At 71.6% G+C, this 18,728-nt stretch carries 11 protein-coding genes and 2 pseudogenes; 3 read left to right on the top strand and 10 right to left on the bottom strand.

Features of this window, described 5'->3' with window-relative positions; all coding sequences use genetic code 11:
• Positions 1-47 precede the first annotated feature (47 nt).
• Together Phou_RS22090 and Phou_RS22085 are read right to left on the bottom strand one after the other, a co-directional pair.
• Entirely contained in the window at positions 48-2,801 is a 2,754-nt protein-coding gene (locus Phou_RS22090) for an adenylate/guanylate cyclase domain-containing protein (protein ID WP_371872150.1), read from the bottom strand.
• 232 nt (positions 2,802-3,033) lie between these two features.
• Positions 3,034-3,261: an FmdB family zinc ribbon protein gene (locus Phou_RS22085; protein ID WP_173057747.1), complete on the bottom strand. Its 228-nt coding sequence runs from the start codon at positions 3,259-3,261 to the stop codon at positions 3,034-3,036.
• Between the two features lie 168 nt (positions 3,262-3,429).
• On the opposite strand from Phou_RS22085, the gene Phou_RS22080 reads away from it, so the two are divergent.
• From Phou_RS22080 to Phou_RS22070, 3 genes are all read left to right on the top strand, one after another.
• The gene (locus tag Phou_RS22080; RefSeq protein ID WP_246273674.1) at positions 3,430-4,623 is read left to right on the top strand and encodes a lytic transglycosylase domain-containing protein; all 1,194 of its coding nucleotides are present in this window, start codon (positions 3,430-3,432) and stop codon (positions 4,621-4,623) included.
• A 72-nt stretch (positions 4,624-4,695) separates the two neighbouring features.
• A complete protein-coding gene (locus tag Phou_RS22075; protein WP_173058787.1) occupies positions 4,696-5,700 on the top strand; it encodes a GNAT family N-acetyltransferase in 1,005 nt (334 codons plus the stop codon).
• 83 nt (positions 5,701-5,783) lie between these two features.
• Entirely contained in the window at positions 5,784-8,969 is a 3,186-nt protein-coding gene (locus Phou_RS22070; RefSeq protein WP_173057745.1) for a lamin tail domain-containing protein, read from the top strand.
• Between the two features lie 1,187 nt (positions 8,970-10,156).
• On the opposite strand, the gene hemB is transcribed toward Phou_RS22070, so the two are convergent.
• The 8 genes and pseudogenes from hemB to Phou_RS22030 all read right to left on the bottom strand — a co-directional run bounded on the left by hemB (position 10,157) and on the right by Phou_RS22030 (position 18,724).
• Entirely contained in the window at positions 10,157-11,146 is a 990-nt protein-coding gene (gene hemB / locus Phou_RS22065) for a porphobilinogen synthase (RefSeq protein WP_173057744.1), read from the bottom strand.
• Positions 11,146-12,726: a bifunctional uroporphyrinogen-III C-methyltransferase/uroporphyrinogen-III synthase gene (locus tag Phou_RS22060; protein ID WP_173057743.1), complete on the bottom strand. Its 1,581-nt coding sequence runs from the start codon at positions 12,724-12,726 to the stop codon at positions 11,146-11,148. Before Phou_RS22060 ends, hemB begins: the two co-directional genes overlap by 1 nt.
• Entirely contained in the window at positions 12,710-13,642 is a 933-nt protein-coding gene (gene hemC / locus Phou_RS22055) for a hydroxymethylbilane synthase (RefSeq protein WP_173057742.1), read from the bottom strand. The genes Phou_RS22060 and hemC overlap by 17 nt, the downstream gene beginning before the upstream one ends.
• Positions 13,639-14,990: pseudogene (locus Phou_RS22050) on the bottom strand (glutamyl-tRNA reductase). Before Phou_RS22050 ends, hemC begins: the two are co-directional and overlap by 4 nt.
• Complete coding sequence (locus tag Phou_RS22045) at positions 14,987-15,760, bottom strand: redox-sensing transcriptional repressor Rex (protein WP_173057741.1); 774 nt, start codon at positions 15,758-15,760, stop codon at positions 14,987-14,989. The pseudogene Phou_RS22050 and the gene Phou_RS22045 overlap by 4 nt, the downstream one beginning before the upstream one ends.
• A 126-nt stretch (positions 15,761-15,886) precedes the next feature.
• Positions 15,887-16,530, bottom strand: a pseudogene (locus Phou_RS22040) (response regulator transcription factor).
• 23 nt (positions 16,531-16,553) lie between these two features.
• Entirely contained in the window at positions 16,554-17,849 is a 1,296-nt protein-coding gene (locus Phou_RS22035) for a sensor histidine kinase (protein WP_246273673.1), read from the bottom strand.
• A gap of 233 nt (positions 17,850-18,082) precedes the next feature.
• The gene (locus Phou_RS22030) at positions 18,083-18,724 is read right to left on the bottom strand and encodes an HAD family hydrolase (protein ID WP_173057739.1); all 642 of its coding nucleotides are present in this window, start codon (positions 18,722-18,724) and stop codon (positions 18,083-18,085) included.
• Positions 18,725-18,728 lie beyond the last annotated feature (4 nt).

Genomic DNA, 18,728 nt, shown 5'->3' with positions numbered 1-18,728 from the left:
TCGGGGCTCCCCTCCGGCTGGAGGAGAGCCCCGATCGCACGTGTGGATCAGGCAGCGAAGCGGCGGGAGCCGAGGGCCATGTCCGGGTGGTCGACTCCGAGCGCGAGTGCGGCGGCCTCGTCGACGGTGAGCGCGCCACCCTCGGCGTACGCCGCGTCGAACGTGGAGTCGCCGAGCGCGGTGCGCACCGCGGCCTGACGCTCGGCCCAGTAGGCGCCGAACCGGCCGGGCGTGCTGCGCAGCGCCGAACGGGTCGCCTGAGCCGCACCGAACAGGCGGGCCGCGGTCACCGCGTCACCGCCCAGCGCGCAACGGACCGCGATCGCGCAGATCGCGTCGCAGGCCCGGCTGTGATAGCCGTACGTCATCCGGGACCGCAACGCCACCACCAGGTGGTCGTGCGCGGCCACCAGGTCACGACGGCCGAGCGCGACCATGCCCAGCAGGAAGTCGACGCTGCGCCGCCCCCGCTCGGCCGGACGGGCCGCCTCCAACGCACGCGCCCCGGCCAGCACGTCGGCGGCCTCGTCGAGGGCACCGCGGCGCCACAGCAGCTCGGCGAGCGTGTAGACGGCCAGCAGCGCGTCGCTGGCCACCCCGCTGGACTCCGCCCACGCGATCACCTCACGGGACACCCGCTCGGCGTCGTCGTACTGCCCCATGTCGACAAGCGAGCCACCCCGCCCGGTCAACACCCGGGCCAGCAGACCCGCGTCGCCGGCCTGCCGCGCCGCGGCCTCGGCCCGCTGCGAGAAGCGCAGCTCCTCGGCGACCTCACCGTCGGCGCCGGCGTGCAGCGAGTGCATGTGGTACGCCGCCGCGAGCTCGGCCTCCGGGATCGGCTCACCGGTCTCGGCGATCCGCCCGTACAGCCGGAACAGCCACAGCCGGCCCTCCCGCGCCAGGCCACGCTCACGCCACCACTGGTCCAGCCCGCTGGCCAGCCGCAGCCCACCGCGCGCACTGCCACCCGTCGCCGACCAGCGCAACGCGGCGCGCATCTCGTCGGCGAGCGTGTCCAGCGCGTACAGCGAGAGCGTCACCGGCCGGTGGTCCGGACCCAGGTGCGCCTTCTCCAGCGCGTGCAGCGACCATGCGACGTGCCGGTCCCGGGCACCGCGCTCCTCGCCCGCCTCGGCCAGCCGCCGGGCCGCGTACGCCCGGATCGGGTCGAGCATCCGGTACGTGGTGCCGGAGGCGTGCGGCTCGGCCTGGATCATCGACTTGTCCACCAGCACCGACAGCGGATCCAGCGGATCGTCGTCCAGCAGCCACTCCACCGTGGGCAGGTCGACCGGCCCGGAGAAGACCGACAGCCACCGCAGCAGCCGCGCCGCCCGCGGACCCAACGTCCGGTACGACCACGTCACCGTGGCCTGGATCGTCGCGTGCCGCTGTGTCGCCGAACGGATGGCCGCCGCCGCCCGCCGGGCCGCGCCCGCCTGGGCGAGGTCGACGGTGGCGAGCTGGCTGGCCACCCACCGGCCCTCGCCGGCGTACGTCCCCTCGGGGTCCTCACGGCCGGCGTCCAGCGCGCCCAGCACGTCGTCGAGCCGCTCGGCCAGCTGACTGGCGGACAGCACCCGCAGCCGGGCCGCGGCCAGCTCGATCGCCAGCGGCAGGCCGTCCAACCGGGACACCACCCGCTGCAGGTCATCAGCCTCGGACGGCTCAGCACGCCGACCGCCACGCGCCGCCGCCGTGCGGTCCAGCAACAGCGACACGGCCTCACTCGGCCCACCGCTCGGGCCCGGCGTCACCGATAGCGGCGGGATCCGCCACACCGTCTCGCCCGGCAGGTTGAACGGCTCGCGGCTGGTCGCCAGCACCCGGATCCCACCGCCGCCTGTCAGCAGCCGCGAGATCACCTCGGCCGCCGCCGACAGCTGCGCGTCGCAGGTGTCCAGCACCAGCAGCATCCGCCGGCTCGCGGCGAACTCCACCAGCGTGTCGACCACCGGGCGGCCCGGCTCGGGCCGCAGCCCCAACACCGCGGCGATCGCGAACGCCACCAGGCCCGGGTCGGTCACCGAAGCAAGATCGACAAACCAGACCCCATCCTGGTACGTGTCGACGAGTCCGCCGGCCATCTCCACCGCCAGCCGCGTCTTGCCCGCACCACCCGCACCGACCGCTGTCACCAGACGGTGGTCGGCCATCAGGGTGGAAAGCTCCGCCCGCTCGGCGTGCCGTCCCACGAACGAGGTCACCTGAGTCGGCAGGTTGTGCGCGAGCGCGTCCGCCGTGCGCGGGCGCGGGAACTGCCGCTCCAGCCCCGGCGCGACGAGCTGGTACAGCCGCTCACGGTCATCGAAGCCGCGCAGCCTGTGCAGCCCCAGGTCCAGCAGCGACGCCTCGGGCGGCAGCGACGCCGCGTACCGAGCCGTGGCCTCGGAACAGAGCACCTGCCCACCGTGCGCCGCGGCGGCGATCCGGGCCGCGCGGTGCACCTCCGGGCTCGCGTACTCTCCGTTGACCGCCTCGGCCTCGCCGGTGTGCAAACCCATGCGGACCTTGGGCGTGGACTCCGGCGAGGGCCACTCATGCGAAGCCAGCGCGCGCTGCGCCGTCGCACAAGCCTCGATCGCCGCTCCCGCATCGGAAAACGCCACGAAGAAGGAGTCGCCTTCGGTGAACAGCTCCGTACCGTCGCTGTCCGACAAGGTACGGCGCAGCAACCGTCTGTGCTCACTCAACACCGGACGGTAGCCCGCACCGAGCATCCGGGCCAGTCTGGTCGAGCCCTCGATGTCGGTGAACATGAATGTCACCAGGCCACTCGGCAAGTTGTGTGCCTGCACGCGTGGAACCTCCGCCCCCCTGGAAGTCGCGGTTTATGCTCCCGTACCCCCGCAACCTGGCACATCGTAGGAACGGCCGGTACAGACCTGCCCCCACGGCCGTAGCCGGGGGGTGATCACAACCAAGCAGCAGCCAACGAGAGGGGTGTGTCGGGGGTGTTACGGCTGGCGTAACGACGACAAGCGGAAGGGGTTGTGGCACGAGGGGTCAGTTCTGACCCAACTTCCGGACCTACCCGCAGCCGCAGCCACCGCCGCAGCATCCGCCGCCACCGGAGGCGGCCGGACCGGGACTGGGAGTGAAGCCGCCACCACGCCCTGTGAAGGCGACGGTGGACAGCAGCTTGACGGTGTCGGCGTGGCCCTGCGGGCAGGTCGCGGGCTGGCCGGACTCGGTCATCGGGCGGTTGACCTCGAAAGTGTCACCACAGGCGCGGCAGCGGAACTCGTACCGGGGCATGCAAGACAGCGTACGACCGAGCCGGTACCCGGCGCGATGCGCCATACTCGACGCGTGGTGGACGGGGAGGCAAGGAGCGGCGACACGGGATCCGCGCGGCCCCTGCGTTCGGCGGCACCTGAGTGGGCCGGGCCGCTGGGCAGTTCCGGTGCGGCACCCGAGGAGCCCATGCCCGCGACGGCGGTGGACGAGCCGGCGACCACCGTGGACAAGCCCGCGCCCGAGCAGCGGGAGCCGGAGTCCGATTGGGCCCGCCCCAAGCCGGCCGACACGAGCGGCCCTGCGGCGGATGAGACAAGCTCCCGACCGGGTGAGGAAAAGGGTGAGGCGTCCCCCGCCGCGCCCCCTTCCGCCCCCGCGGCGGGCACCGCACCACCGGCCGACGACCGGCCCACGGTCACCGTGGCAGCGGCCGCGGCGGTCGTACCGGAAAATCCTGCTGGACCTCGGCGGCGGGTGCGTTTCGCTCATGGTCTTCGGCGCGCGCCGCGGGCGCGCGACGTGGCCCGCGACGTGCGGGCCTGGTCCGGGCGGCCGAGCGGGCGGCTGACGCTGCCCGCGGTGCTGCTGCTCGTGCTGGTGGTCGTGGTGGTGGGTGCCGGAGCGATCGCGATCCCGATGACCGCCGGCTCGCGGCAGGCGGAGCCGAGCGCGGCGCTGAGCGGCGACGTGACGCCCGGGCCGACGCTGTCCGACGGCCTGGCGCCGCTGCCCTCGACCGGCGCGCCGATCATCGGGGGCGCCACGCCCTCGCCCGGCGCGACAGTGACCACCGCGCCGCCGGCCGGCGCGCGCCCGGCCGACGTGCTCGCCGCCTGGGCCAACCAGACCGGCACCAAGCTGGACATCCCGTACGTGGCCATCCAGGCGTACGGCTACGCGGAGCTCGTCCTCGACACGACCCGGCCCGAGTGCAACCTCAAGTGGACCACCCTCGCGGCGATTGCCAAGATCGAGTCAAACCACGGCCGGCACAACGCCACGCTCGGCAACGACGGCGAGTCCTCGCCGCGCATCCTCGGACCGGTGCTCGACGGCACCGGCGACACCCAGCGGATCCTCGACACCGACGACGGTGTGCTGGATGGTGACATCACGTACGACCGGGCGGTCGGAGCGATGCAGTTCATCCCGTCGACGTGGAAGCAACACGAGATTGACGCGGACAACGACGGGCTCAAAGACGTCAACGACATCGACGACGCCGCCCTCGCCGCCGGTAACTACCTGTGCCAGGGCGGTCGCAACATGGACCTCGCCACTGACTGGTGGAACGCGATCCTCTCCTATAACGACGTGCGCCGTTACGCTCAAGCGGTATTTGACGCCGCAAACGACTACGGGAGTCGCAGCCGCACGTAGCGTCACCTCTCAGGCACTTTGAAGAACAAGGCCCTTCCCCTCACCTTCGGTTGGCGGCAAGCTGTACGGGTGATGGTGCGCGAGTGGGATCCGCGGACCGCGACACCGGCTGAGTTCGAGTCCCTGCTGGACACTCTCAACGCCGTGCTCGCGGCCGACCTCCCCGAAGATCCCCCATGGCAGGACTCGTTCCTGCGGGAGTACCAGGTGGAGACCATGCCCGGCGAGCGGCGGATCTCCTGGGTGGCCGAAGACGAGTCCGGCCACCTTCCTGGCCATGCCAATGTGCTTTTGCTCGGCGACATCGGCGTGGTGGAGCTTTTCGTCCACCCGTCGCAGCGCCGCACCGGCCTGGCCCGCACGCTGCTCACCAAGGTCGTCCGCCGGGTCTATGACGAAGGTTTTTCCGCGATCGGTGTCGAGGTGGTCGGTGGCACGCCCGCCGTGACGTTCTACGAGTCGCTCGGCTTCGCCCGGGAGTACGTGGAGACGCGCAGCGTGCTCAAGCTGTCCACGGTGGACTGGCTGGCGGTGGGCGAGACGGCCGGAAACGTCAGCAATGGCTACCGGCTGGAGTATTTCCCGGGCGGGCCGCCGGATGAGCTGATCGAGGGGTATGCGGTGGCCAAGGCGGCCATGCGCGACGTCGACGACGGCGACCTCGACCTGCGCCCGAGCTCGTATGACCCGCAGCGGCTCCGCGACAGCCTCGCCTGCCTGCACCGCCGCGGCATGAAGCCGTACATCGTGCTGGCGATCCACGAGCGCACCGGTGCGGTGGCGGGACTGACCGAGGTGGTCGTGCCCGCGCAGCACCCGACCCGCGCCGATCAATACGACACGATCGTCGTGCCCGACCACCGGGGGTACGGCATCGACCGGGCCCTCAAGGCGCGCATGCTCGTCGAGCTCCGCTCGGCCGAGCCCCGCCTGACCGAGGTCCAGACGTGGAATGCGCCGGACAATGAGCCGATGCTGAAAGTAAACGCGGAGCTCGGATTCATGGCCGATCGGGAGTGGTACGAGTACGGGGCGGACGTTCCGGAGCTCCTGCACCGACTCGATCCGAAAACGTGACATCTACATGACACCCAGGCGATAGACGGGCGACGGATCAACGCCTTAACGTGCGTTGATCTCCCGTCACGCCTGGAGGATGCATGCGCCGCCGCTTGTGCGCTCTGGCCGCGATAGCCCTTGCCTCGGTCGGGCTCGCCCCGACCCCGGCATCGGCCGCGCCGAGCGACCTGTTCATATCCGAATACATCGAAGGATCGTCAAACAACAAGGCGATCGAGATCTACAACGGCACGGGGGCCGCGGTCGACCTCGCCGCCGGTGGCTACCAGCTCCGCATGTACTTCAACGGCGCCACCACCTCGACAAACTTCGCGCTGGCCGGCACGGTGGCGGCCGGCGACGTGTTCGTCTTCGCCCACTCCTCCGCCTCGGCCGCGATCCTCGCCCAGGCCGACCAGACGACGGGCTCCGGGCTCTTCAACGGTGACGACGCGGTTGTCCTTGTCAAGGGCGCGGCCGCCGAGGTCGTCGACGCGATCGGGCAGGTCGGCTCCGACCCGGGCACCGAGTGGGGCACCGGCCTGACCAGCACGGCGGACAACACGCTGCGCCGCGTCACGGCACCGGACACCGACCCGAGCGGCGCCTTCGACCCTGCCGCGCAGTGGGAGGGCTTCGCGATCGACACCTTCGACGGCCTGGGTGCGTACGGCGCCTCCGCCACCCTCTCCTGCGGCGCCACCCTGACCACCTCGCAGGGGGTCGCCGCCACCCGGGAGGTGACCGCGACCGACCCGGACGACACGATCGTCGACCTGGCCGTGGCCGCGCCGCACGCGTCGATCACCCGTACCTCGTTCACGCCGGCCACCGAGCCCGGCGGCACCGCCACCGCGGTGGTGACCGCGGGTGCGGACCTGCCCGCCGGCTCGTACCCGGTGACGGTCACCTCCACCGACGCCGACGGCACCACCGCCACCTGCGGCTTCACCGTGCAGGTAACGACCGTGCTCTCGATCGGCGAGGTGCAGGGGCAGACCACCGACGCCGAGGACGGCAAGCTGGACCGCTCCCCGCTCGCGCCGGCTTCCGGCAACGGGACGAGCAGCACGCTGTACGACGTCCGCGGCGTGATCACCCAGCGCACGCTCGCCCGCACCTCGGCGGGCGCCAACCAGTACGGCTTCTTCCTGCAGAGCCGCGCCGGCGCTGACGACGGTGACCCCCTCACGTCGGACGGCATCTTCGTGTTCATGGGCTCGTTCACCTCGCTGATCGGCGGGTACGAGCCGGTGGTCGGTGACGAGGTCGTGCTGCGGGCGCGGGTCTCGGAGTTCTTCAACCTGACCCAGCTCTCCAGCGCCTCCCTGGTGCGTGTGCTCGCCACCGGTGTCACGGACGTCGAGGTCACCGACGCGCGGCCGCCGCTGGACCTGGCCGCCGCCGACCGCTTCTGGGAGCGGCACGAGGGCCAGCAGATCCGGGTACGCGCCGGCAGTGGCGTCGTCAGCGGGCGCGACGTCTTCGCCTCGACCGCCGACTCCGAGGTGTGGCTGGTCGACAAGGACTCGGCGCTGCTCGACCGGAGCAACCCGTTCGGCCGGCGGGTCTTCCGCGACGCGCACCCGAGCGACAACGTGCCCGGCCAGCTCTTCGACGACGGCAACGGCGAGCGCATCATGCTCGGCAGCATGGGCGTGAAGTGGGCCGCGCGGGACAACACGACGCTGCTGCCGCCGGCGCACACGTTCGACACGCTGACCGACGACGCGGTGGGTGGCCTCTACTTCTCCTTCGAGAAGTACGGCGTGCAGGCGGCGTCCGCCGTTGTTGCTTCCGGGACCTCGCCGGCCGGCAACGCGCCGCCGTCGCCGGCCGCGCGGGACCGCGAGTTCGCTGTGGCGACGTACAACGTGGAAAACCTGTACGACTTCCGCGACGACCCGTTCGACGGCTGCGACTTCCTGGGCAACTCCGGCTGTCCCGGGGTGAGCCCGCCGTTCGACTACGTGCCGGCCTCCGACGAGGAATACCAGGCGCAGCTCGGCAACCTCGCCGACCAGATCATCAAGGACCTCCACGGGCCTGACCTGATCCTGGTGCAGGAGGCCGAGGACCAGGACATCTGCTCGGTGTCGGGTAGCTCGCTGGTCTGCGGCGCGGTGGACAACGCCGACGGTGCGCCCGACACGCTCCAGGAGCTGGCGCTGCGCATCCGTGCGGCCGGCGGCCCCGCCTACGCGGCGGCGTACGACCGGGACGGTGCCGACGACCGAGGCATCACGGCGGCGTTCCTCTACCGCACCGACCGGGTCTCGCTCGCCCCGGCCACCGCGGACGACCCGGTGCTGGGCTCGGCGCCCACGGTGTCGTACCGGGCACCTGGGCTTGCGTACAACACGGACGTGCAGAACCCGAAGGTGCTCAACGCCGACCTCCCCGCCGACGTGGACACCTCCACGGGCGTGGACGGCTCGGACGTCTTCACGCGGGCGCCGCAGGTGGGCAAGTTCACGGTCGCGGCGGCGCCGGGATCGTCGGACACGTTCACGGTGTGGGCGGTCAGCAACCACTACTCGTCCACTCCGGACGCTCGCATCGGCCAGCGCCGCGAGCAGGCCGCGTACGGCGCCGCGATCGTGACGGCCATCGGTGCCGGCGCGCGCGTGGTGTACGGCGGCGACCTGAACGTCTTCCCCCGCCCCGACGACCCGGTGCAGCCGGTCTCCGACCAGCTCGGCCCGCTGTACGGCGCCGGGCTGCACAACCTGTGGGAGGACCTCGCCGCGGACAAGCCCGAGTCGGCGTACTCGTACGTCTTCGAGGGTCAGGCGCAGACGCTCGACCACCTCTTCGTCAGCCCCGCGCTCCGCGCGGACCTGGTGCAGATGCGGGCGGCCCACGTCAACGCGGACTGGGCGGCAAACTACGACGGTGACGGCTCGCGCGGCTCCAGCGACCACGACCCGCAGGTGGCCCGCTTCCGCTCCAAGCCGACGCTCTCCATCGGCGACGTATCGGTGGTCGAGGGCAACCGAGGCGAGACGCCGATGACCTTCACGGTGACGGCCTCCCGCCCGGTGCCGACGCCGATCGTGCTGTGCGCCGCCACGCTGGGCGTCACGGCACTGCCCGGCTCGGACTTCGACACGCTGATCCGCTGCACGGTGATGGCGGCCGGCAGCACGACGGCCACGTTTACGGTGTCGGTCAACGGCGACCGCAAGCGCGAGCCCGACGAAAAGCTGGCGCTGCTGGTCGGCTCACTGCCCGGCCAGTGGACCGGCGACCCGATCGCCTACGGCACGATCGTCAACGACGACTAACGCGCTGGCCACTAACCTTCACCGGGTGACCGGCGGCCTTCGACCGCTGGTCACCCGTGCCGGCGAGGCCGGCCAAGGTTTGGTGGCCACCGCACCAGCGACGGTACGATCGTGGTAGCCCGGTTCAGAAGATCCGACTCGAAACAGATCCGGGCTACCGCGACGCCCGCCGTGGTCCAGACCGTCGCTCCCGCGGCCTCACCCCTCCGCGCTGGGCAAGCCCAACCCCGAGTCCCGTCGAGATCGTGGACGCCTGCTGCCCCTACAGGGGCACCAAACGACCACGATCTCCTCTGCGGGGCCTTTGTTGACACCGATCAAGGACCCAGCGTGGTCCAGACCGTTTGTTCACCCCTGCGGTCACCCAGATCGGCGTCGGCAGAGGCGACCACCCGCTCGGTTGTGGACGGATCCGCCTACCTCGACCCCGAGGCTCTCTAAGCTTTCGCGGTCAGGGCGAGCCTTCTTGACGCTGACTCCGAGTTAGCTGTGAGCTGCCACTGTGCCCGCGGTTGCCGCCTCACCCTCCGCAGTCGCCCAGCTCAACCCAGAAGCCCTGCTCCAGCAGATCATGGCAAGTTAGCGTCGAAATCGCGCGCTTACTCACCAAGATTTCGATGCTCACACCCGACCCCAATTGATCGACAATCACAGACCGCGACGACGGTGCCGAACTGCGGGCAGACTCGCGCACATCTGCAGAAGCACGGGTAGGAAAGAGCTGGCTACTTACGGCGCGGACACCGTGAGCTGGGAAGACAGCGGAAATGCTACGGGGCTCGGCACCTGGCTCCGTCGCTGCTGGGCATCCGGTCCACCGGTCTGGCTGGAAGGGGCGCGCCGCGGGTGGGCTCTCAACCTGGGCGCACGAATGCGCCCAGGGAACCGCTACCAGTTTCTTGAGCTACGGATGGCCAGCCCTTGTGGCGAGCGCCCCTGGGACAACCAGCGCTGAGCAAGCGCGGGCCACCACCAGCCGCACCCGGAGATGACTGCGCGGCCGCGGGCGGTGAGGCCGCGGAAGCAGCGCGGCCCGGATCACCAGGACGTAGCGCTTGCGAGCTTTTGGGGGTGAGCTCGGCGACCGCGGGCGGTGAGGCCGCGGGAGCAACGGTCCGGACCACGACGGGCATCGCGGTAGCTCGGATCGTCTTCGGCTTTGATCTTCCCGGGCCGCCGAGGTCGCCCTAGTAGCGGGCGCGGAGAGCGGCGGCGGCGTCCATGGCCCAGTAGGTCAGGATGATCTGGGCGCCAGCCCGGCGGATGGACGTCAGCGTCTCCAGCATCGCGCGGTCGCGGTCGATCCAGCCGTTGGCGGCGGCGGCCTCGACCATCGCGAACTCGCCGGAGATCTGGTAGGCGGCGACCGGGACGTCGAAGGACGCGTGGACGGCGGAGATCACGTCGAGGTACGGCAGCGCCGGCTTGACCATCACGATGTCGGCGCCCTCGTCGACGTCCAGTGCGACCTCGCGCAGCGCCTCGCGGAGGTTGGGCGGGTCCTGCTGGTACGTGCGGCGGTCGCCGACGAGTGAGGACTCCACCGCCTCGCGGAAGGGGCCGTAGAAGGCGGACGCGTACTTGGCCGCGTAGGCAAGGATCGCCACGTCCTGGTAGCCCGCGGCGTCAAGTGCCTTGCGCGCCACGCCGACCTGGCCGTCCATCATGCCGGACGGGCCGACCACGGCCGCGCCGGCGGCGGCCTGTGCCACCGCCATCTCGGCGTAGATGGCCAGCGTGGCGTCGTTGTCGACGGTGCCGTCCGCGGCGAGCACGCCGCAGTGACCGTGCGAGGTGAACTCGTCGAGGCAGAGGTCGCTCATGACCACGGTGGCGTCACCGACCTCGGCGGCCACGTCGCGCAGGGCGGCGTTGAGGATGCCGCCGGGGTCGATGCCGGCCGAGCCGGTCTCGTCCTTGGACTCGGTCGCCGGCACCCCGAAGAGCATGACGCCGCCGATGCCGGCCTGGGCCGCCTCGACCACGGCCTTGCGCAGCGAGTCGCGCGTGTGCTGCACGACCCCGGGCATCGAGGCGATCGGGCGCGGCTCGGTCAGACCCTCCTTGACGAACATCGGGAGGATCAGCTCGGACGGAGCCAGCTTGGTCTCCTCGACCAGCCGGCGAATCGCGGGCGTGCGGCGCAGGCGCCGCGGCCGAACGTCGGGAAAAGGCATCAGCGGAACCTCAGCGCAGTGGGCCCCTGCACCTTCGAGCCGCGGCGCTGCTTGGCCGGCATGGCGGCAAGCTTTTCACGAAGCTCCACGGCGTACCCGGCGAGGGCCTCGACCAGGTCTGGCACGGACGCGTGTGCGGGCTGGACATCGACCCGGAGGCCGAACTCCGTCGCCGTCTCGGCCGTCTTCGGACCGATCACGGCGACCACTGTGCGGGTGTGCGGCTTGCCGGCGATACCCACCAGGTTACGCACGGTCGAGGACGACGTGAAGAGAACCGCATCGAAGCCGCCCGATTTAATCGCGTCCCGGATCTCGGCGGGCGGCGGCGCCGCGCGGACCGTGCGGTACGCGGTGACGTCGTCGACCTCCCACCCGCGCTCGACAAGACCGGCGGCGAGCGTCTCGGTGGCGATGTCGGCGCGCGGCAGCAGCACCCGGCCCACCGGGTCGAGCACCTCGTCGTGCGGCGAGAACTCGGCCAGCAGGCCCTCGCTCGACTGCTCACCGGCCGGCACGAGCTCCGGCTGGATGCCGAACGCACGCACCGCCTCGGCCGTCGCCTCGCCGATGCAGGCGATCTTCACGCCGCCGAAGTGGCGCGCGTCGAGGCCGTGCTCGGCAAACTTTTCCCACACGGCGCGCACCGCGTTGACGGAGGTGAAGACGACCCAGGCGTACCGGCCGTCGACAAGGCCCTTGACCGCCCGCTCCATCTGAGCCGGCGTGCGCGGCGGCTCGACCGCGATGGTCGGCACCTCGCACGGGATCGCGCCGTACGCCCGGAGCGCCTCGCTCATCACGCCGGCCTGCTCCTTGGTGCGCGGCACGAGCACCTTCCACCCGTACAGCGGGCGGTTTTCCCACCAGCTCAGCTTGTCGCGGTGGGTGACGCCCTGCCCCAGCGTGAGCACGACGCGGCCGGTGAAGCCGAGCGCGGCGGCCACGAAGCTGTCCACACTGGACGAAGTCGTGTACTGCGTCTCGCCGGTGCCGTCGCCGGTGACGCCGACCGCCGTCTCGCCGTCCACCCCGGCGGCGAGCAGGCCGTCGCGGACGGCGGCGAGGTCACCCGCGTCGATCGCGAGCGCGAGGGAGCCGCGGGCGATGGCCGCGGCGAGCGCCTCGAAGTCCAAGGTGGACACGTCGTCGACGTCGGCGGCGGTGCGGACGCCGGGCAGTGGCACGCCGGCGTAGGTGGCGACGCCCTCGGCCTGGCCGACTCCGGGCACCACCTCGAAGTGCACGGCGGTGCGCGCGACCGCCTGCACCTCCTTGATGACCGAGTCGTGGCCGAACGGGTCGCCGGCGACCAGGTGCACCGCCTGCAGGCCGGAGCGCGCCGCGGAGATCAGGACCTTGGCCACGTCGCCCGGCGCCCCCTCGGCCGGGCTGAACTGGGTGTCGCTCTTGGCTTCCGCCCGGATCGCGTCGAGCAGCGGCTCGGAGACGCCCCGGTCGTAGATGACCTGGTCGGCGTCTGTAAGCGCGGCGTGCGCCCGGCGGGTCAGCAGGCCAGGGTCGCCGGGACCGGCCCCGACGAAGGCAATCCGGCCTGCGGGCTTACGGGTGCGGCTCATTTTCTGTGCTCCCAATTAGGGTCTCGGCGCCACTCTCGACGAGATCGGCGGCGAGAGCCCGTCCGATCTCCGCCGCGGCGGCGGGCGTACCGGTGCGGGACAGCCGGATGTCTTGGGTGCCATCCGGACTGATCACCGCACCGCGCAGGTAGATCTCTTCTCCGTTGTCGCCCTCGGCGACCTCGGCGAAGGCGGCCACTGGAGCGCTGCACCCGGCCTCCAGTGCGGCCAGCATCGCCCGTTCCGCGGTCACCGCGGCACGGGTCGGTGCGTGGTCGAGCCTCCCCAGCAGCTCGACCAGGTCTTCGTCGTCGATCCGGCACTCCACCGCAAGCGCACCCTGAGCCGGGGCGGGCAGCATGAGCATCGGATCGAGAGTCTCGGTGATCTCGGCGGCGCGGCCGAGTCGTGCGATGCCGGCGCGGGCCAGCACGACGGCGTCCAGCTCGCCCTCGCTGACCTTGCGCAGCCGGGTGTCGACGTTGCCCCGGATCGGCACGACCTCAAGCTGGAGGCCGAGCGCGCGCAGCTGGGCCATCCGCCGCAGCGCGCCGGTGCCCACGCGGGCTCCGGGCGGCAGCTCCGCGAGCGTGCGGCCATCGCTGGCCACGAGCGCGTCGCGCGGGTCTTCCCGCGGCGGTACGGCCGCGATGTGCAGCCCTTCGGCCTGTGCGGTGGGCAGGTCCTTGTACGAGTGGACGGCGAAGTCGATCTCCTTGGCGACAAGTGCGTCGCGCAGGGCGGAGACGAAAACTCCCACGCCGAGCTGCTGCACCGGCGCACTCGACCGGTCGCCGGCCGTGACGATCTCCACCAGCTCCACGTCGCGGCCGGTCGCCGCGCGCAGGCTGTCGGCGACAAGCTGGGACTGTGCCAGGGCAAGCGCGCTGCCCCGGGTGCCGAGCCGCAACGTCACTGCTTGTCCTCCAGATCGGGCACCTCGCCGGCCTGGGCGCTCTGCGGCACCTCAAGGTCGAACAGCTCGCGCAGCAGCGCGGTGTACTGGTCACCACCGGGCTCAGCGGCAAGCTGCCGCACCCGGACGGTCGGCGAGTGGAGCAGGCGCTGCACGACGCGGTGCACGGTGTGTGCCACGTCGGCGCGCTGCTCGTCGGTCAGGTCTGGACGGCGCTGCGTCAGCCGGCGCAGCTCGGCGGCCACCACGTCGTCGGCGCGGGTGCGCAGCGCGGCGACGGTGGGCGCGACCTCGGCCCCCGCATCCAGGCGAGGAAGGCCTCCACCTCGGCGGCCACGATCGCCTCGACCGCGGCCTCGTCGGCGGCGGCCGGACCCGTGCGCAGGCTGGCGGCGAGCCGGTCGATGTCGATCACGACGACGCCCGGCACGTCGGCAGCGGCCGGCTCGACGTCGCGCGGGACGGCCAGGTCGAGGATGACCAGCGGCCGATCGCGCCCTTCGACCGCGCGGGCCACCGCCTCGCGGCTCAGCACGTGCTCGGTCGACGCGGTGGCGGTGACCACCACGTCGACGCCGGCCATCGCGGCGGGCAGGTCGGCGAAGGGCACCGGGGTGGCGCCATACGCCGCGGCGAGCCGCTCGGCCCGCCCCGCGCCGCGGTTGGTCACGGTCAGCGGGCCGGCGCCGGAACGCGCGAGCGTGGCCAATGAAAGCGAACCCATCGCGCCCGCGCCGATCACCAGCGCCGGGCGGCCGGCCAGGTCGGCGACCGGGTGCTCACAGTCGACGCCGAGCAGGCACTCGTGGTCGCCGGCGAGCGCGGACGCGGCCACGCCGAGCGCGGCGGTCACCACGCTCTGGCCGGCGCGGTCGATGCCGGTCTCGGTGTGCGCCCGCTTGCCCACCCGCAGGGCCTGCTGCATCAGCTCGTGCAGCAGCCGCCCGGTGCTCTCGTGGTCGATGGCCGCCTGGTACGCCTCGCGGAGCTGCCCCAGGATCTGCGCCTCGCCGACGACCATCGAGTCGAGCCCGCTGGCGACCCGGAAGGCGTGCTGGACGGCGGCGGCGCCGTAGTGCACGTACAGGTGGTCGGCCAGGTCGGCGGACGTGCGCCCGGCCCGCTCGCCGAGCACGCCGCAGATCTCGCCGAGGCCGCCGTGGAACCCGCTGACCGCCGCGTACACCTCTACGCGGTTGCACGTGGAGAGCACGACGGCCTCGCTCACGTACGACTGGGCGAGGAGCCGGTCGTGCGCCGTGGCGAGGTCGGCCGGTGCGACGGCGATGTGCTCGAGGATCGAGACCGGCGCCGTGCGGTAGGACGCGCCTACGACGATGAGGTTCACGTGCCGACCGCCTCCTCGGTGCCGGTAGCGGAAAGCCCACCCGGCAGTGCCGTGAGGCCACCAGCGGGACCGGTGGCCGGCAACGAGGTGAGCGATGCCTTTCGGTGCTCGTGGAACGAAAGGATCTGCAGCTCGATCGCGAGGTCGACCTTGCGGACGTCGACCCCCTCGGGTACCGAGAGTACGCAAGGAGCGAAGTTGAGAATGCTCGTAACACCCGCGGCGACCAACTGATCGGCGACACTCTGCGCGGCGCCCGCCGGAGTCGCGATCACGCCGATCGCGATCGACTCGGCGGCGGCGATCTCCGTGAGGTCTTCAATGTGGCGCACGACCAGCCCGTTTATCCGCTCGCCCACCCGAGATGGATCAGCGTCGAAAAGGGCGGCGATCCGGAAACCGCGGGTCGCGAAGCCCGCGTAGCCCGCCAGGGCGTGACCGAGATTACCCACGCCGACGAGAGCGACGGCCCGGCGCTGGGTGAGGCCCAACACATATTCGATCTGCTCGATGAGCAGCGCGACGTCGTAGCCGACCCCACGAGTCCCATACGACCCAAGGTGCGACAGGTCCTTGCGCAGCTTCGCCGAGTTGACCCCGGCGGCGCTGGCCAGCCCTTCGCTGGAGACGGTGTCGTGGCCGGCCTCGGCCTGGTTGTGCAGCGCACGCAGGTATTCCGGAAGGCGGGCCACTGTGGCCTCCGGCAGATCCGGAAGGGCCGGGACCGCACCGGGCTGCCCGGACTGACCGCCGGGGCGCTGCTGACTCATGAGACTCCGTGCTCCGTGGGGAACCCACCGTCGACAGCTCCCGAGGGCTGTGCTAGCGGGGCGCTACGGCTTTACAGACTAGGCGCTTGTGAAGTCGTGCACAAATCGCGATCTTGATCAAGCCGCTCATGAGCCGAGGTACGCGAGCACCGCCAATACGCGTCGGTGCTGCTCCTCGTCGGGAGGGAGTTGAAGCTTGGTGAAGATGTTGCGCACGTGCTTTTCCACAGCGCCGTCGCTCACCACGAGAATGCGCGCGATCGCGGTATTCGAACGCCCCTCGGCCATCAACGACAGCACCTCCCGCTCGCGCGGGGTCAGCTCCCGCAGCGGGTCGTCACGCCGCCGGCGCACCAGCAGCTGGCTCACGACCTCCGGGTCGAGCACCGTCCCCCGGAGGCCACCCGGGCGACCGCGTCGAGAAACTCGGCGATCGCCGCGACCCGGTCCTTGAGCAGGTAGCCCACCGCGCCGGCCCGGTCGGCGAGCAGGTCGTCCGCGTACGACACCTCGACGTACTGGGACAGCACCAGGATCGGCGTGCGCGGCACCCGCTCGCGCGCGGTCACCGCCGCGCGAAGTCCCTCGTCCGTGTGGCTGGGCGGCATGCGCACGTCCACGATCGAGATGTCCGGCCGGTGCTCCTCGATGGCCTCGACGAGGCTGTCCCCGTCACCCACGGCGGCGACCACATCGTGGCCGTTTTCGGTCAGCAGCCGGACGAGGCCCTCCCGGAGGAGGACCGCGTCGTCGGCGATCACGACGCGCATGGGGCTTTGTAGCTCGGCGTCGCTCAGCATGGCAACTCGGCGCGCACCTCGGTCGGGCCGCCGGCAGGGCTCACCACGTCGAGCGTGCCGCCGTTGGCCCGCAGGCGGTCGCCGATGCCGGCCAGGCCGTGCCCCTTGGAGACGTGCGCCCCGCCGTCGCCGTCGTCGATGATGTCGATCTTCAGGTGGTCACCCACCCGGGAGACCACCACCCAGCACTCGGTGGCGCGGCTGTGCTTGGCCACGTTGGTCAGCGCCTCGGCCACCACGAAGTACGCCGTGGTCTCCACCGACGGCTCGAGCCGCCCGAGCTTCGGGTCGATGGTGAGGTCGACCGGGATCACACCACGGGCGGCCAGGGCGGCGAGCGCGCTCGGCAGCCCACGGTCGACCAGGATCGGCGGCGCGATGCCCCGGGAGAGCGCCCGCAGCTCGGCGAGCGTGTCCCGGGTCTGGGTGAGCGCCTCGTCGAGCGTGCGGCGTGCCGCCTCGGGATCCGTCTCCATCTGCTGCTGCGCCCGGCCCAGGTCCATCGCCAGCCGCACGAGCCGCTGCTGCGGACCGTCGTGGATGTCCCGCTCCAGCCGGCGCAGCGCGTTGGCCTCGGCGGAGACGGCCGCGGCCTTCTGCTCCTCCAGCACCGTGATCCGGTTGCGCATCTCGGCCACGCCGGTGAGCAGTGCCTTTCCGAAGCTCACCTCCAGCAGCGCGCAACCGCGCACGACGACCGGGAGCGTGATCAGGAAGAAGAGGCCGAACGCGCTGTACATCGCGATGCGGGCGCCGATCGAGTCGCCGAGCCCGAGCAGCTCGGCGAGGTCCTGGTCGTCGGGGCCGTTGGGAATCGCCCAGGCGTACGACCAGTAGAGGCAGCCGCCTATCGCGCCGGCCCACCAGGTGAACGTGACGATGAACGAGAAGAGCGCGATCGGAAACTTGATGATGCCGTGTGCCAGGTCGAGCCAGGACTGGGTGTCGATGATCGGCGTGATCACCCGGCGCCAGACGCTGGCGCCCTCCTCAGCGGTCCGGTAGTACGGCCGGACCCGGTCCTGGCGCAGCACAAGCGGCATGCGCAGCCGCTCCATGTCGGCGAACGCGCGTGCCGCGTAGAGCGCGCCGGCCAGGATCGGCAGGCCGATGACGGTGATGCCGAGGCCCACGCCGAGGGCCAGGCCGGTGATGAGCACGACGAACGAGGCCACCGCGATCGGGAAGCCCAGCAGGACGTAGCCGGAGTCGACCGCCAGCTGGCGGAGCATGGGACGGCGGGCGCGCGGCTCGGCGCCGACGCCCGTGAGTGCGGTGGTCGTGGTCATGTCATCGACGCTAGGCATCGGGCCGGCTGGCTCCCATCCCGTCGGCTGGCCTCTTGGCGGTAGGGCTTTCCCTACTATCAACCTTTCCGGTTCGATCGCTCGTGCGGCGCTGAAGGCGACGTCTTCCTCCGCCACTCCGAAACCCAGACTTCGTCGGCGGAGCGGCTCCGTCCGGACGCCGCCGCGCCAACTCGCTCCTCACTGTTGCCGACCAGCGACCCGGGCGGCGCCCGCTACGCCTCCGCGGCGAGGCGCACGGCCTCGACCAGGGAGTCCGCGACGGGTACGCCCACCGCGCGCAGCCGTGCCGGATCGGTGAACCCGCCCGTGTAGAGCACGCAGCGGGCACCGACCGAGGCGGCAGCGTCGGCGTCGTCGACCGAGTCGCCGATCAGGACCGCGGACGAGCCGTCGACGCCGAGCGCGTAGAGGTGGCGGGCGAGGTGCTCGGCCTTGAGGTCACCGCCGAGCGTGCCGGGCAGCCCGTCGATCCGGGCCAGCAGGGCGGTGAGGCCGCGCCGCTCGACCTCGGGCACGAGCTCGTGGTGAAACCACATGGACAGCAGCGACTGGGTGCCGGTCCAGCTGGACATGGCGGTCGTGGCGTCCTGCGCCAGCCCGCAGCTGGTCAGGCCCAGCCGGTACGCATCGTGGAAGATCTTGTCGAGCCGGCCGAACTCGCCCTCTTCCAGCGCCCGCCCCAGCACCTCGGCGTAGAAGTCGGCCACCGGCCGGCGAAACGCGGCCCGGTGCGCGTCGGCGCTCAGCTCGGGTGCCGAGACGCTGGCGAAGGCCGCGTTTGTCGAGGAGACGACCAGCGGCAGGTCGTCGAGGAGGGTACCGTTCCAGTCCCAAACCAGGTGCGTACTCGCCACCCGA

Origin of the sequence: Phytohabitans houttuyneae, assembly GCF_011764425.1 — a bacterium.
GTDB classification, from domain to species: Bacteria; Actinomycetota; Actinomycetes; order Mycobacteriales; family Micromonosporaceae; genus Phytohabitans; species Phytohabitans houttuyneae.
This window is presented reverse-complemented; position numbering and strand designations above follow the sequence as displayed.